This window comes from Streptomyces sp. TBY4 (genome assembly GCF_024213195.1).
In the GTDB taxonomy this organism is placed as follows: Bacteria; Actinomycetota; Actinomycetes; order Streptomycetales; family Streptomycetaceae; genus Streptomyces.
Window position 1 is genome coordinate 149,928 of sequence record NZ_JANAVF010000015.1, and the last position, 13,962, is coordinate 163,889.

The following is a 13,962-nucleotide window of genomic DNA, read 5'->3' on the forward strand; positions in this document are numbered from 1 at the left end:
GGCCGAAGTCATGTGGTGGTGGAGACGGCGGTCAGCCGGCCGAGGCCGCCGCCCGGCCTGCCGTCGCCAGCGTGGTACGGCTGTTCGCGCCGAGCACCTCGCGCAGGTACCGGCGCGCGTCGGCCAGGGTGGCCTGCTCGCCCAGCACCTCCCGTACGGCGGCCGGGTCGATCGCCACCGTGTGCTCGGCGGTCACGCGCGCCCCCGCCCCCGCCCCGGAGCCGCCGAACCGCCACACACCGCTGTGCCCGAGCAGCAGCCGCGGCGGGACCAGCTGCTTGTACGCGATCCGCTCGCCCGGTACGCAGATCCGTACCGAGCGGGTGGTGTGCGCCGAGCCGTCCGCGGTGACGGTGTCCATCTCCATCTCCTGCACACCCGCCGCGTCCTCGGTCAGCTCCACGCGCCGTACGTGCGGCAGCCGCTCGGGCCACAGGTCCGCACGGTGCACGAAGGCGTACGCCTCCTCGGGGCTGCACTCCAGGTCGACGGTGTCGCTGAAGGAGAACACCAGGTCGCCGACGTCCGCGCCGAGCCCGGCCGCCAGCTCGGCGATCCGGGCCAGCGCGGCCAGTTCCACCGGGCTGTTGCGGTCCAGCGCGGCGTTGATCCAGTCCGTGGCCGCGGGGTCGTCGTCGACCGCCGTGAAGTCGTGCAGCAGGACGATCTCGGTCCCGCCCCCCGGCAGCGACTCGAAGATCCACTCGCCGCCCATCGAGGCGATGGGCGGCGCGCTCACCTCCTGATCGAAGCGGATCCGCAGGTTGAACGGGTCCAGCGCGCGGCGCGAGACCCACGTCTTCACCTCCCCGCCCACCGAGGCCCACAGCCGGAACCGCTCGGAGAGCTCACCGCGCTCCAGGTGGTGCGCGGCGACGCTCGGCGCGAACACGGACGGCCACCGGCCGACGTCGGCGGCGAGGTCGTACAGGGCCTGCGGCGGGGCCGTGGAGATCAGGGAGTGCCGGGTGTGCCGACGCATGCCTCAGCCCGCCGTCGGGAGAGCGCCGTTGACGGAGTCCAGCAGCTCGCGCGGGGTGGCGAACTGGGCAGGGATCTCCACCCCGTAGTCGCGCTGGATGACAGCCGCGGTCTCCAGCAGTGCCAGGGAGTCGTAGCCCAGCTCCGCGAAGCCGGTGTCGAGGATGTCCCCGTCGAGCTGGCTGTCCTCGCAGCCGGCCGACTCGGACAGGATCCGGCGCAGGTCGTCCAGGGTCATCTCAGTGGTGGTGCTCGTGTCGCTCATCTGTGCTTCGCCTTCTTCTCTCGGTGGGTCTTGTCTCGGAGTTGGGGTGTTCAGTGGTGGTACGACCGCACGACGGCGGCCGAGTTGAAGCCCGACGCGCCCCGCGCCAGGACGAGGGCCGTGCCCAGCCGTGCCTCGCGCGGGGACTTGCGGACCAGGTCGATGCCGTACTCCTCCGGCATCTCGTCGGTGTTGGCGGTCGGCGGGATCACCCCGTCGCGCAGCGACAGCAGTGCGGCCGCCACGTCGAGCGGCCCGGCCGCGGACTGGAGCCGCCCGGTGAGCGCCTTGGGGGCGGTCACCGGGACGCCGTGCGCGCCGAAGACCTCGCGCAGCGCCTCGGCCTCCCGCCGGTCCAGGGCGGGCAGGCCCGCCGAGTCCGCGAAGACCACGTCGACCTCGGCCGGCACGATGCCGGCCTCGGCCAGTGCCAGCTCGATGGCGCGGCGCAGCGCCGGCGGCCGCGGTGAGCCGGGCGGCGGGTCGAAGGTGGAGGCCTGTCCCGCGAGTTCGCCGTACACCCGGGGCGCGCCGCGCCGGCGGGCCGCAGCGGCGTCCTCCAGGACCAGGATCGCGGCGCCCTCGCCGGGCACGTGCCCGCTCGCCGTCCGGTCGAACGGCCGGTACTCCCCGGTGCTCACCCGGCCGCTGGACCACTGCGCGGCCCAGCCCCACGGGTCCAGCGCCGAGTCCGCGCCGCCGGTGACGACGAGCTTCGCCTCGCCACGGCGCACCGCGCGCCGGGCGTGGCCGATGACGTCGAGCCCGCCCGCCTGCTCGGCGACCAGGGCCTTGCCCGGTCCGCGCAGCTGGTGGCGGATGGAGATCTGGCCGGTGTTGACGGCGTAGAACCAGGCGAAGGACTCGTACACGCTGACGAACTGCGGGCCCTTCGACCACAGTTTGGCGAACTCGCGGTGGGTGAACTCGAAGCCGCCGAAGGCATTGGCGGTCATCACGCCCATGTCGTAGTCGGGCAGCGTGTCCGGGTCCACGCCGGCGTCGGCCAGGGCCATCTCCGCGGCGGTCAGCGCGAACCGGGTGGAGCGGTCGGTCTGCGGCAGCAGCCGCTTCGGCAGGTGCGCGGCCGGGTCGAAGTCCCGGACCTCGCCGGCCTTCCCGGCCGGGTAGCCGGAGGCGTCGAAACCGGTGATGTCCGCGATGCCGCTGCGGCCCTCCAGGGTCGCGGACCAGAACTCCTCGGTGCCCAGGCCGTTGGGGGCGACGACCCCCAGCCCGGTGAACACCGTGCTCGTCGTGGTCATCGTCATGATGCTCCTTCCGGCCGCCGCAGCAGCATCGCGCTCTGGAAGCCGCCGAATCCGCTGCCCACGGTCAGTACGCGGTCCACCCGCTGCTCGCGGGCGGTCAGCGGCACGTAGTCGAGGTCGCACTCGGGGTCGGCCCGGTGCAGGTTGGCGGTGGGCGGCACCACGTTGTGCTTCATGGCGAGCACGCAGGCGGCGATCTCCACGGAGCCGATGGCCCCCAGGGAGTGGCCCACCATGGACTTGATCGAGCTGATCGGCGTCCGGTACGCGTGGTCGCCCAGGGCGCGTTTGAACGCGGCCGTCTCGTGCCGGTCGTTCTGGACGGTGCCCGAGCCGTGCGCGTTGACGTAGTCGATCGCGTCGGCGTTCAGCCGGGACTGGTCCAGCACCACCCGGATGGCCTCGGCCATCTCCCGGCCGTCGGTCTTCAGACCGGTCATGTGGTACGCGTTGCAGCGCGTGGCGTAGCCGCTGACCTCGGCGTAGATGGTGGCGCCACGGGCCCGCGCCTGCTCCAGCTCCTCCAGGACGAACACGGCCGCGCCCTCGGCCAGCACGAAGCCGTTGCGGGAGGCGTCGAAGGGGCGGGAGGCGTGCGCGGGGTCGTCGTTGCGGTTGGTGGTGGCCTTGATGGCGTCGAAGCTCGACACCACGATCGGGGTGATCGGAGTGTCGGAGGCACCGGCGAGCATCACGTCGACGGTGCCGTCGGCGATCAGCTGGACGGCGTTGCCGACGGCGTCCAGCCCCGAGGTGCAGCCGTCGGACACCAGGGCGACCGGGCCCTCCGCGCCCACCGCCCAGGCCACTTCGGCGGCCATCACGCCCGGGGTGAGGTAGTCGTACATGTGGGGCGACAGGTAGCGGGGATCGACTTCCCACTGCCGTCCGGCATCGGACAGCACGAGGTACTCGTTCTCCAGGCTGGTCGCGGAGGCGACCGCGCTGCCCAGGCTCACGCCGATCCGGGACGGGTCGAGCGACCCGAAGTCGAGGCGGCTGTCCGACACCGCGTCCCGGGTGCAGACCACGGCGAACTGCGTCGCCCGGTCCATGCGGCGGACCTCGCGCGGGGTGAGCCCTTCGGCCCCCGCGTCGAAATCGCACTCGCCCGCGAGCTGGGAGCGGAAGGGGGTGGGATCGAAGAAGGTGATCCGGCGGGTCGCGGTACGACCCGCGGCCAGCAGGGACCAGAACTCCTCCGTGCCGCTTCCTCCCGGTGCGCGCACCCCCATACCGGTTATCACGACACGACGGGACATCGAATCGGTTTCCTTCCCGAAGAGGTGACTCGTCAAGGCCGGGGATCGGAAGATCTCCGGCCGGGTCCCTTCGTAGGCGGCATCGGTCAACCACCGCTCAAGAGGCGCTCGACGCGCACTCAGGGGGAATCCAGCGGTTCTCTAGCACAGGGGTGCACCGTCCGTGCGATGAAGATCCTCTTTGTCACCGGCGCGAGCCCGGCAACCGTCTTCGCGCTCGTCCCGCTCGCCACGGCGGCCCGACTCGCCGGCCACCAGGTCCTCGTCGCCTCCCCCGAGGACATGACCTCGTACGTGACCTCCACCGGACTGCCCGTCCTGCCCGTCACCGAGGGCACCATGCGCCAATTCATGCTCGAGGACCGGGAAGGGCGGGCGCTGTCCATCCCCGCGGACCCGCGGGAGCGGATCCGCTTCAACGGGGAGGGCTTCGGCCGGCTCGCCGCCGCAACCCTTCCCCGGCTGCGCGCCCTGGCCGCCGACTGGGGTCCGGACCTGGTCGTCGGCGGGACGCTCTGCTACGCGGCGCCGCTGCTCGCCCACGAGCTGGGGGTGCCGTGGGTGCGGCACACCTGGGACCTCGGCGAGCCGCCCGGGATGGACGCCGGGGCCGCCGCCGAGCTGGCGGCCGAGCTCGCGGGGGTGGGGCTGGACGCACTGCCCGTGCCCGCGCTGTGGGTGGACATCTGCCCGCCGGGCCTGAGCGCCCCCGATCCGGCCCCCGGCCCGCGCCGGCCGATGCGGTTCGTCCCCGCCAACCTGCGCCGGCCGCTGGAGCCGTGGATGCTGCGCCGGCCGGACCGGCCCCGGGTGTGCGTCACCGCGGGCAGCCGGGTCTCCGGACAGGAGGAGGTGGCCGAACTGGCCGAACTCGCCCGGACCGTCGAGGGGCTGGACGGGGAGCTGGTGGTCGCCGCTCCGCAGGAGGTGGCCGACGGGCTGGCCGCGGTGGTGCCCGGGGTGCGGGCGGGCTGGTTCGCGCTGGACACCCTGCTGGCCACCTGCGACCTCATCGTCCACCACGGCGGCGGCCAGACCGCGATGACCGCCCTGCACGCGGGCGTGCCGCAGCTGCTGGTGCCGACGATCCCGAAGATGCTGGAGCCCTGCCACCGCATCGAGGCCCGCGGCGCGGCCCTGGTGCTGCCGCCGGGCGAACAGTCCGCCGCCCGCGTCGCGGCGGCCGCCGCCGAGCTGCTGGCCGGACCGGGCTTCCGGGCACGGGCCCGGGAGATCGCCGCGGAGATCGCGGCGCAGCCCGGACCGGACCGGATGGTGCGCGTACTCGAGTCGCTGGCACGCTCCTGACCCCGGGCGGGTGGCGCGAGCGTGGGGAGTCCCGCGCCGCCCGCGCCCGGCCGGCGACGTCGGCGGCGACGGCAGCGGGGCCCCGCCCGGGTCGGGCGGGGCCCCGCTCTGCTCAGGACCGCGGCGCGGTGGTCGCCGCCACGGCGGCCACCGTACGGTCCAGCGCCTCGTCCAGCGCGATCCGCGCCCGCCAGCCGGTCGCGGACGTGAACGCCGACGGATCCACCTCCAGGCTGCGGAAGTCCGTCGCGTCGGCGTTCGCCGGCGGTTCCACCGACACCACCGGCACCGCAGCGGCACCCGTGCGCCGGGAGACGGCGCGCGCCACCGCCCCGAACACCTCGCCGAGCGGCCGCGCCCGCCCGGTCCCGACCAGGAAGTGCCGGCCGGTGAGCCGGTCCGCGTGGGCCAGGGCCGTGGTGAACGCCCGGGCGGCGTCCTCCACGTACAGCAAGTCGCGGCGGACCGTACCGTCGTGCCACATCGTCAGCGGCTCCCCGGCCAGCGCCCGCCGGATCATGGTGGACACCACGCCCCGGTCCTCGGCGGTGGGGGAGGGCGGTCCGTACACGGGCGGCAGCCGCAGGCTCACCGCCCGCGCCAGGCCCGCCGCGGCGGCCTCCTTCAACAGGGTCTCGGCGGCGTGCTTCTGCCGGTCGTACGTCCCCTCGGGACGGTCCGGCTCGGAGCCGTCGATCCGCTCCGCGGCGACCCGCCCCACCTGGGTGTTGCTGCCGGGGAAGACGATCGCGGGCGGGCGGCCCGCGCCGCCCGGGGCCCGCTCGGCGAGCAGCGCCACGAGATCCCGGACCAGGCCGACGTTGACGCGCTCCGCCTCCGTGTCGTCCGGCGACAGCCGCCACCCGGAGGCGCCGCGGATCCGCGCCGCGAAGGGCAGCACGGCGTCCGCGCCGGCCACCGCCCGGGCCAGGGCGTCCCCGCGCGCGAGGTCGGCGGCCACCACCTCCACCCGGCCGGCCAGGTCCCCGGGGAGTTCGACCGGCCGCCGGGACACCGCCCGCACCCGCACACCGGGGTCGGCGGCCAGCGCCCGTACCACGGCGGAGCCCAGGAAGCCGGAGGCGCCGAGGACGACGACCCGCTGCGGCGCGCTCACCGGCCGCCCCCGCCGGGCGCGGCCGCCACGCAGTCCTCGTACCGCGGGAGCAGCCCCTCGGCGCGGGCCGCGGCCAGGGTGGGCGCCGACCGGTCGCGCTCGGAGAGCAGCCGGCCGGATCCCGCGGGCAGCTCCAGGCCCAGTTCGGGGTCGAGCGGGTGGACGGCCCGCTCCTTGTCCGCCCGGTAGGCCGCGGACAGCAGGTACACCATCACGGTGTCCTCCTCCTGCGCGGCGAACAGGTGCCCCACGCCCGGCGGCAGGTACAGAGCGGTACCCGCCTCGGGGGAGAGCTCCACCCGCTCGCTGCGCCCGAAGGTGGGCGAGCCGACCCGGACGTCGACCACGAGGTCGAGGGCCCGGCCGCCCGTGCACAGCACGTACTTGGCCATGGAATCAGGCGTGGCCGTGAAGTGCACCCCGCGCACCACCCCGCGCCGCGACCGGCTCGTGCTGACCTGGGCCACCGGGAACAGCGGCCCGCCCAACGCCGCCCCGAACGCGGCCTCCTGGTGCGGGGAGCGGAACGAGCCGCGCTCGTCGTGGAAGACCTCCGGCTCGAAGACGTACGCGCCCTCGACGGCGAGCGGGCGGACCTTCACGCGCCACCGCCGGGCCGGGTGGCGACGAACAGGCCGGGACCGTACAGCTCGTGGCGCAGGTACTCGCTCTCCAGGCCGGCCCGGCGGAAGGCCTCCTCGTACTCCGACTGCTCGAACAGGGTCATGACGTGCGTGTCGGTGAAGTGCTCGACGCCCGTGCCGGAGTCCGCGACGGTGTAGTGCACCTCCATCCGGCTGGCCCGGCCCGCGCGGACGGTGTGGGAGACCCGCGCGATGGTCCGGCCGTCGGTGCGGACCACGTCGGCGCCGACCCAGCCGGGCAGGAAGTTCTGCGGGAACCACCAGGGCTCGACGACGAGGACGCCGCCGGGCGCCAGGTGGTCCGCGAGGTTGCGCACCGCGCTGTTCAGGTCCTCGGCGCTCTCCAGGTATCCGACCGAACTGAACATGCAGGTGACGGCGGTGAAGGAACGGCCGAGCCGGAAGTCGCGCATGTCGCCCTGGGTCAGGGGAATCCCGGGGTTGGTGCGGGCGGCTATGGCGAGCATCTCGGCGGACAGGTCCACCCCGGCCGCCTCGCCGAAGAGGCCGGTGAGCTCGGCCAGGTGGGAACCCGTGCCGCAGGCGACGTCCAGCAGCGATCCGGCGGCCGGGGCCACCGCGGCGCGCAGCTCGACGAGCTCGCGCACGAGGGCCGCCTCGGCCCGGTAGTCCTTGCCGCGGCCCCGGTAGAAGTCGTGGTAGACGTCGGCGCGGTGGTAGATGAGGGTGTCCGTGGTGCTGCCGGTCATGCGTGGGCCTCTCGGTGGGAGTGGTGGGCGGTGGGCGAGGGTGAGCGGTGGGGCCGTGCGGAGCGGACGGCTAGAGGGTCCGCAGGACCTCGTGGAGCGCGTCGATGACCTTGTCCTGCACGGCCTCCGGCAGCGACGGGTACATGGGCAGCGAGAAGATCTCCCCGGCCAGCTTCTCGGTGACCGGCAGGGAGCCCGCCTCCATGCCGAGATGGGCGAAGCCGCGCATCGTGTGCACGGGCCACGGGTAGCTGATGTTGAGCGCGATGTCGTAGCGCTCCTTGAGGGCGCGGATGATCTCGTCGCGGCGCGGGTGGCGGACGACGTACACGTAGTACACGTGCTCGTTGCCCGGCGCGGTGGCCGGCAGGGTCAGCGCGCCCGGCCCGCACAGGTCCGCGAGCCCTTCCTCGTAGCGCCGGGCGACCCGGCGGCGGCCCGCGACGTACGCGTCGAGCCGGGTCAGCTTGCGGCGCAGGATCTCGGCCTGGACCTCGTCGAGCCGGCTGTTGTGGCCGGGGGTCTGCTCGACGTAGTAGACCTCCTCCATGCCGTAGTAGCGCAGCCGGCGCAGCGCGCGGTCGGTGTCGGCGGAGCCGGTCAGGACGGCCCCGCCGTCGCCGTACGCCCCGAGGACCTTGGTCGGGTAGAAGGAGAAGGCCGCGGCGTCGCCCATGGTGCCGGCGGGCCGGCCGTGGTGGCGGGCGCCGTGGGCCTGCGCGCAGTCCTCCACGATCGCCAGTCCGTGCTGGTCCGCGAGACGCCGCAACGGTTCCATGTCGACGCACTGGCCGTACAGGTGCACCGGCAGGAGCACCTTGGTGCGCGGCGTGATCGCCGCCGCCACCTGGTCGGTGTCCATCAGGTAGTCCTCGGCGCGCACGTCCACGAACACCGGGACGGCGCCGGCCGCGTCGATGGCCACGACGGTCGGGGCTGCCGTGTTGGACACGGTGATCACCTCGTCCCCGCGGCCCACGCCGAGGGACTCCAGGGCCAGCTGCACCGCGTTGGTGCCGTTGTCCACGCCGACGCAGTGCGGCAGGCCGTGGCGGGCGGCGAACTCGTCCTCGAAGCCGCGCACGCTCTCGCCCAGCACCAGCCGGCCGCTGGCGAAGACCTGCTGCACGGCGTCGAGGATGTCCTCCCGTTCCGCCTCGTACTCCGAAAGGTAGTCCCAGACATGGGTGGTCACTCGTCGTCCTCCTTGTAGAAGCCGGCGAACGTCAGCAGGCTCCTGGCCTCGACGTTCAAGTGGTTGCCGTAGCGCACGAAGTCGGTGAGCTGGCTCAGGGTGATCCAGGCGAAGTCATCGGGGACCCGTAGCGGGAAGCCGTCTTCCGCCTCGACCAGCAGGTAGCGGTTCTGCGCGTGGTAGAAGCGGCCGCCCTCCTCCGAGTGGACCCGGTCGAAGCGGATCCGCTCCGGCGGTGCGTCCAGCACCTCGGACAGGAACCGGGGCCGGCGCTCCTCGGGCAGGCCGCGGTAACTGTCCGGCTGGCACTGCACGGTGGGGGCCATCTCCACGTTGTCGAAGGCGCCCGTCTCGGTCCGGGCGTGCATCAGGACGTGCAGCACGCCTCCGATGCGGCGCAGCAGGAACGCGATGACGCCCTGGCTGCGCGGCTCCAGCATGGGCTGGTGCCAGCGGGCGACCTCCCGGCTGTCCGTCTCGACGGACACCCCGATGACCGCGAAGTGCACGTCCCGGTCGTGCACGAGGGTTCCGTCGCGGTGGCTCCAGCCGTCCACCTTCGTCAGCGGGATCCGGCTGCGGGACAGCGTGCAGCGGTTCTTGGCCTCGGTGAACCAGCTGAGCAGGTGGGTGGTGTCGTGCAGGGCGACGTCGCCGGGCGCCCAGGAGCGGGCCAGCGCGCCCCGGAAGGTGTCCGCGACCAGGTCGGCGCTGCGGTCCCGCCAGGAGGCGGCGCCGGCCAGCACCGTACGGGTGTCCATGTTGACCAGGTTGGGCTCGCGCAGCAGCAGGGCGATCTGCTCGAAGTCCAGCCAGCAGAAGTCCTCCAGCAGCGGGACGTCCCCGTCCACCTGGACGATCATGTTGCGGTTGCGCTTGGCCAGGAACCAGGACGCCTGCTCGGACTGGAGCACGTCGGACAGGACCTGGCCGGAGCGGGGCGCGGTGAAGTACTCCAGGTACGGCACCGCCCGGCCGCCGTGCGCCCCGGTGAAGTTGCTCCGCGTGGCCTGCACGGTCGGGGAGAGCTGCAGGCCGTTGACGTTGCCCGGCTCCATCTTGACCTGGAGCAGGAAGTGCGGGACGCCCGCGAACTCCTTGACCAGGATGCCGAGGACGCCCTGTTCGGGCTGGACGATGATCGGCTGCTGCCAGGCGTCCACCTCCCGGCCGGAGTCGGAGACGTCCAGGCCCTCGACGGTGAAGAACCGGCCGGTGTGGTGGACGAGGTTGCCGGTGTCGGGGTCGGTGTGCCAGCCGTCGAGCTCGTCGAGCGGGATCCGGTCCACCCGGTACCGGTGGGCCCGGCAGCGCCCGGCGTACCAGTCGTGGAATTCGGCTATGTCGGAGAACAAGTGGCCACCTTCCGTGCGGAAAATCCCCTCCCATTCCCCTGCGGGAATTCTGGCTTTCCGAGGAGAACGGCATCTGTGCGGAATCGCATGGCGCCGATCCTGCCAGACGATTCACGGGGCGGGCACCCCGGCCAAGGAGCTGTATTTCGTTACGAGTGGAACATGACCGGTATTCGAGCGGTCCCCGAGTCGGGGCCGCATCATCACAGGTCGAAGCCAACCACGAGGGCGGCGGCTCTCCCCGCGTGAAGGACGGATGACAAGTGCAGCAATACCCCCAGGCAGGGCCGGCCGAGGACGCGTTCGCCGAGGACGCGTTCGCCGAGGTCGCCCGTGCCTTCGAGGAGAACTTCGCCGCGGGCGAGGAGATGGGCGCGGCCGTCTGCGTCTACCACCGCGGGCGTCCGGTGGTGGACCTGTGGGCCGGCTGGGCCGACCCCGGCCGCACCGACCCGTGGCGTGCGGACACCGTCGGGGTGCTCGCCTCGCCGACCAAGGCGCTGGTCACCGCCGCCTTCCTGCACCTGGCGGAGCAGCAGGGCCTGGACCTGGACCGGCCCGTGGCGGCCGACTGGCCCGAGTTCGCCGCGCACGGCAAGGCCGGCATCACCCCCCGCATGATCCTCGCCCACCGCTCCGGGGTCGTCTGCCTCGACCACGCACCGCTGTCGCTCGACGCGCTGCGCGCCCACACCCCGGTGGCGGAGGCGCTCGCCGCGGCCCGTCCCGAGTGGGAGCCGGACACGGCGCACGGCTACCACGCCACCACCTACGGCCACCTGCTGAGCGAGCTCATCCGGCGCCGCACCGGGCTGACGGTGGGCCGGTACTTCGCCCGCCACCTCGCGGGACCGCTCGGTCTGGACGCCCACATCGGGCTGCCCGCCGACTCGGGCGCGCACCTGGCCACGATGCTGGAGTCGAAGGCCGAGGCCCTCATGGCCGGCGCCGACCCCGGCGAGGTCGAAGAGCTGCGCGACCCCACCACGCTCACCTACCGGGCGACCATCGGCAGCATGTCCCAGGACCCCGCCGACCCGGCCGTCGAGGACCCCTCGTACGGCGGGCTCGCCAGCGCCCACGCCCTGGCCAGGCTCTTCGCCGCCCTGGTCGGCGAGGTCGACGGCACCCGGGTGATCAGCCCCGCACGCACCGCCGAAATGGCCCGTCCGCACTCCAGCGGCACCTGTGAGGTCATGTTCACCCCGCTCACCTGGGGGCTGGGCGTGCAGCTGGCGGACAGCGCGGTCTTCCCCGCCGACGCCGGACTGAAGAATTCCTTCGGACTCAGCGGCGCGAACGGCGTTTTCACATTCGCCGACCCGGAACGGGAGCTGGCATTCGGCTACGTCCCGAATATGGGATCCGCGGTCATGGGCAGTATGGACGGCCGAATCCGCCGGCTGGTGGAGGCGGTATTCCGCAGCGTCGACCGAATTCTGTAAACCGCACCCCCACACAAAGGAGTCGTCCATGCGGATCCTGTTCCCTGCCGCACCCGGATACGGATTGATGCTGCCGCTCGTACCGCTCGTATGGGCGGCGCGGGCGGCGGGACACGAGATCCTCGTCGCCACCACCGCCCACATGGCGAAGGCGGCCGCCTGGTCCGGCGCTCCGGTCGTCGACGTGTTCCCCCACCGGGACGTCGGAGAGGACCTGGTCGCCGGCCCGGCGGAGCCGGAGGCCGGGGCCGCCGGTGATCCCGACCTGCCCGAGGGGTACTGGGAACTCGCCCGCGCCATGCGCCCGTTCGACCTGTTCACCCTGGCCATGACCCCCGGCACGGTCGCCGCCGGCCGCGACTTCGGGGCCGACCTCGTCGTCTACTGCTCCGACCACCAGGCGGGCCGGCTCGCCGCCGTGGCCCTCGGCGTGCCCGCCCTGGAGGTCGGCAACCGGGTGTCCTGGTCCCTGCGCGACCCGGGCGTGCGCGAGGCCGCACGCAGCAACGCCCGCTTCGGCGTCATCCCCGATGACAGCCCCGTCGTCCAGCGCCTGCGCGCGGAACTCGGCCTCGGCGACCGCGAACCCCACCTCCTCGGCCGCGTCGACCCGCGCGCCCCCAGCCTCGGCGGCCTGGCGGGCGAGGAGCCCGATCTGCACGACGCCGTCCCCTGGCTGCCGATGCGCTACGTGCCGTACAATGGCGGCGCCGTCCTGCCCGAGTGGGCGCTGCGCCGGCCCGGCCGGCCCCGCATCTGCCTCACCCTGGGCACCGTCGCCCCGCTGCTGCCCGGCGGCACCGACGCCCTGCGGCTGCTGATCGAGGCCCTCGCCGCCCTGGACGCGGAGGTGGTGCTCGCCGACGACGAGACCGACCTCGGCGCCCTCGGCCCGCTGCCGGCGAACCTGATCCCGGCCGGCTTCGTACCGCTCTCCGGCATCCTGCGCGACTGCGCCCTGGTCGTCCATCACGGCGGATCGGGCACCACCGCGGCCGCCCTCCACTACGGCGTTCCGCAGCTGCTGGTCCCCAGCGGCGCGGACAACGAGCTGTGCGCCCGCCGGGTCGTGGACCGCGGGGTGGGCCTGGCCGTGGCTCCGGAGACCGCGGACGCCGCCCAGATCGCCGCGGCCGCCGTACGGCTGCTCACCGAGGAGTCGTTCCGGCGTGCGGCCGGGGAGGTCCGCCGCGAGATGGCCGGGCAGCCGTCCCCGGCCGCGCTGATCGACCGGATCACCGCCGCTGCCGCGACTGCCTGACGGGCCGTCGTAAGGAAGTACGGAAACACGGAAGTACAGAAACACCGAGCGGGCGGGGCACCTTTCCCAGGTGCCCCGCCCGCTCGGTGTCGCTCCCGGCCGGGAGCCCGCTCAGTCGCGGACGCCGGACCGTTCCAGCGCCGCCATCGCCCGCTCCAGGGTCGCGATCCGCTCGTCGAGCCCCCCGGCCAGCGCGGAGATCATGATGCCGAGCGTGGTGACGCCCGCCTCCGCGTACTGCCGCATCCGCTCCGCGACCTGGTCCACCGGCCCGGTCAGCGCGGTCCGCTCCACGAAACCGGCCGGCACCGCCCGCGCGGCCGCCGCCCGGTCGCCCTTGCCCGCCAGCCGGCTCACCTCGGCGGCCCCGGCGCCGAAGCCCATTCGCGTGGCGAGCCCGACGTAGAAGTTCCGCTCGGGTGCCCCGATGCCCATCAGGTAGGCGTAGTGGGCCCGTAGCCGGTCCACGCAGTCCTCGGTGTCCTCGCCGATGGCGGTTGCCAGGCAGGGCATCACCTCGAAGCCCGGCAGCGGCCGGCCGGCCCGGGCGCGGCCCGCCGCGATGTGCGCCACCGATTCGGCGACCTGCTCGGGCGCGGCGAACACCCCGATCCATCCGTCGGCGATCTCCCCCGCCAGGGCGAGGTTGCGCGGGCCGACCGCACCGAGGTGGATGGGTACGGGCGTCCCCGCCGGCTCGGTGATCACGTGGAGGGGGGCCGCGCCGGAGCCGGAGGACGGCAGCCGGTAGTGCCGGCCCTCGTAGCGCACCGGCTCACCCGTCAGCGCCCGCCGTACGATCTCCACGTACTCCCGCGTCCGGGACAGCGGCTCCGCGAAGGGGACTCCGTACCAGCCCTCGGAGACATCGGGGTTGGACACTCCGAGTCCCAGCCGGAACCGGCCGCCGGAGAGCGACTGCAGGGTCGCCGCCGTCAGCGCGGTCAGCGCCGGGCTGCGGGCGGGGATCTGCATCACGGCCGAGCCCAGGGCGATCCGTTCGGTCCGTGCGGCCACCAGACCGAGCACGCTGGCGGCGTCCGAGCGGTAGCCCTCGGGGGCCAGCGCCACGTCGTAGCCCAGCCGTTCGGCCGCGACGGCCAGCTCCGCGGCGCCCTGGTAGCTCAGGTTGACTCCAAGCTTCACGA

At 73.7% G+C, this 13,962-nt stretch carries 13 protein-coding genes; 3 read left to right on the forward strand and 10 right to left on the reverse strand.

Translation table 11 applies throughout. From position 1 onward, the window contains the following. Positions 1–31 precede the first annotated feature (31 nt). The 4 genes from NLX94_RS29700 to NLX94_RS29715 are packed head-to-tail and all read right to left on the reverse strand — an operon-like array spanning position 32 to position 3,779. Positions 32–982: an aromatase/cyclase gene (locus NLX94_RS29700; RefSeq protein ID WP_254386189.1), complete on the reverse strand. Its 951-nt coding sequence runs from the start codon at positions 980–982 to the stop codon at positions 32–34. A gap of 3 nt (positions 983–985) precedes the next feature. Beyond that, a complete protein-coding gene (locus tag NLX94_RS29705) occupies positions 986–1,246 on the reverse strand; it encodes an acyl carrier protein (RefSeq protein ID WP_254386190.1) in 261 nt (86 codons plus the stop codon). Between the two features lie 50 nt (positions 1,247–1,296). Further along, positions 1,297–2,511 carry a ketosynthase chain-length factor gene (locus tag NLX94_RS29710; RefSeq protein WP_254386191.1) on the reverse strand — a complete coding sequence of 405 codons (1,215 nt, stop codon included), beginning with the start codon at positions 2,509–2,511 and terminating at the stop codon, positions 1,297–1,299. A 2-nt stretch (positions 2,512–2,513) separates the two neighbouring features. After that, complete coding sequence (locus NLX94_RS29715) at positions 2,514–3,779, reverse strand: beta-ketoacyl synthase (protein WP_254386192.1); 1,266 nt, start codon at positions 3,777–3,779, stop codon at positions 2,514–2,516. 168 nt (positions 3,780–3,947) lie between these two features. Between NLX94_RS29715 and NLX94_RS29720 the strand changes: the two genes are divergently transcribed. After that, positions 3,948–5,087: a nucleotide disphospho-sugar-binding domain-containing protein gene (locus NLX94_RS29720; RefSeq protein WP_254386193.1), complete on the forward strand. Its 1,140-nt coding sequence runs from the start codon at positions 3,948–3,950 to the stop codon at positions 5,085–5,087. A gap of 112 nt (positions 5,088–5,199) precedes the next feature. On the opposite strand, the gene NLX94_RS29725 is transcribed toward NLX94_RS29720, so the two are convergent. The 5 genes from NLX94_RS29725 to NLX94_RS29745 all read right to left on the reverse strand — a co-directional run bounded on the left by NLX94_RS29725 (position 5,200) and on the right by NLX94_RS29745 (position 10,108). Then, positions 5,200–6,204 carry an NAD-dependent epimerase/dehydratase family protein gene (locus tag NLX94_RS29725; RefSeq protein ID WP_254386194.1) on the reverse strand — a complete coding sequence of 335 codons (1,005 nt, stop codon included), beginning with the start codon at positions 6,202–6,204 and terminating at the stop codon, positions 5,200–5,202. After that, positions 6,201–6,806 carry a dTDP-4-dehydrorhamnose 3,5-epimerase family protein gene (locus NLX94_RS29730; protein ID WP_254386195.1) on the reverse strand — a complete coding sequence of 202 codons (606 nt, stop codon included), beginning with the start codon at positions 6,804–6,806 and terminating at the stop codon, positions 6,201–6,203. The genes NLX94_RS29725 and NLX94_RS29730 overlap by 4 nt, the downstream gene beginning before the upstream one ends. Beyond that, a complete protein-coding gene (locus tag NLX94_RS29735) occupies positions 6,803–7,558 on the reverse strand; it encodes a class I SAM-dependent methyltransferase (protein ID WP_254386196.1) in 756 nt (251 codons plus the stop codon). Before NLX94_RS29735 ends, NLX94_RS29730 begins: the two co-directional genes overlap by 4 nt. Positions 7,559–7,628: 70 nt before the next feature. After that, positions 7,629–8,753, reverse strand: a complete 1,125-nt coding sequence (locus tag NLX94_RS29740; protein ID WP_254386197.1) for a DegT/DnrJ/EryC1/StrS family aminotransferase — start codon at positions 8,751–8,753, stop codon at positions 7,629–7,631. Next, positions 8,750–10,108 (reverse strand): NDP-hexose 2,3-dehydratase family protein, encoded by a 1,359-nt coding sequence (locus NLX94_RS29745; RefSeq protein ID WP_254386198.1) that lies wholly within the window; start codon positions 10,106–10,108, stop codon positions 8,750–8,752. Before NLX94_RS29745 ends, NLX94_RS29740 begins: the two co-directional genes overlap by 4 nt. A 263-nt stretch (positions 10,109–10,371) precedes the next feature. On the opposite strand from NLX94_RS29745, the gene NLX94_RS29750 reads away from it, so the two are divergent. Next, entirely contained in the window at positions 10,372–11,553 is a 1,182-nt protein-coding gene (locus NLX94_RS29750) for a serine hydrolase domain-containing protein (protein WP_254386199.1), read from the forward strand. 28 nt (positions 11,554–11,581) lie between these two features. Further along, positions 11,582–12,814 (forward strand): nucleotide disphospho-sugar-binding domain-containing protein, encoded by a 1,233-nt coding sequence (locus NLX94_RS29755; protein ID WP_254386200.1) that lies wholly within the window; start codon positions 11,582–11,584, stop codon positions 12,812–12,814. Positions 12,815–12,925: 111 nt separating this feature from the next. Here the strand turns inward: NLX94_RS29755 and NLX94_RS29760 are convergent, their stop codons facing one another. After that, positions 12,926–13,960 (reverse strand): LLM class flavin-dependent oxidoreductase, encoded by a 1,035-nt coding sequence (locus NLX94_RS29760; protein ID WP_254386201.1) that lies wholly within the window; start codon positions 13,958–13,960, stop codon positions 12,926–12,928. Positions 13,961–13,962: the final 2 nt, after the last annotated feature.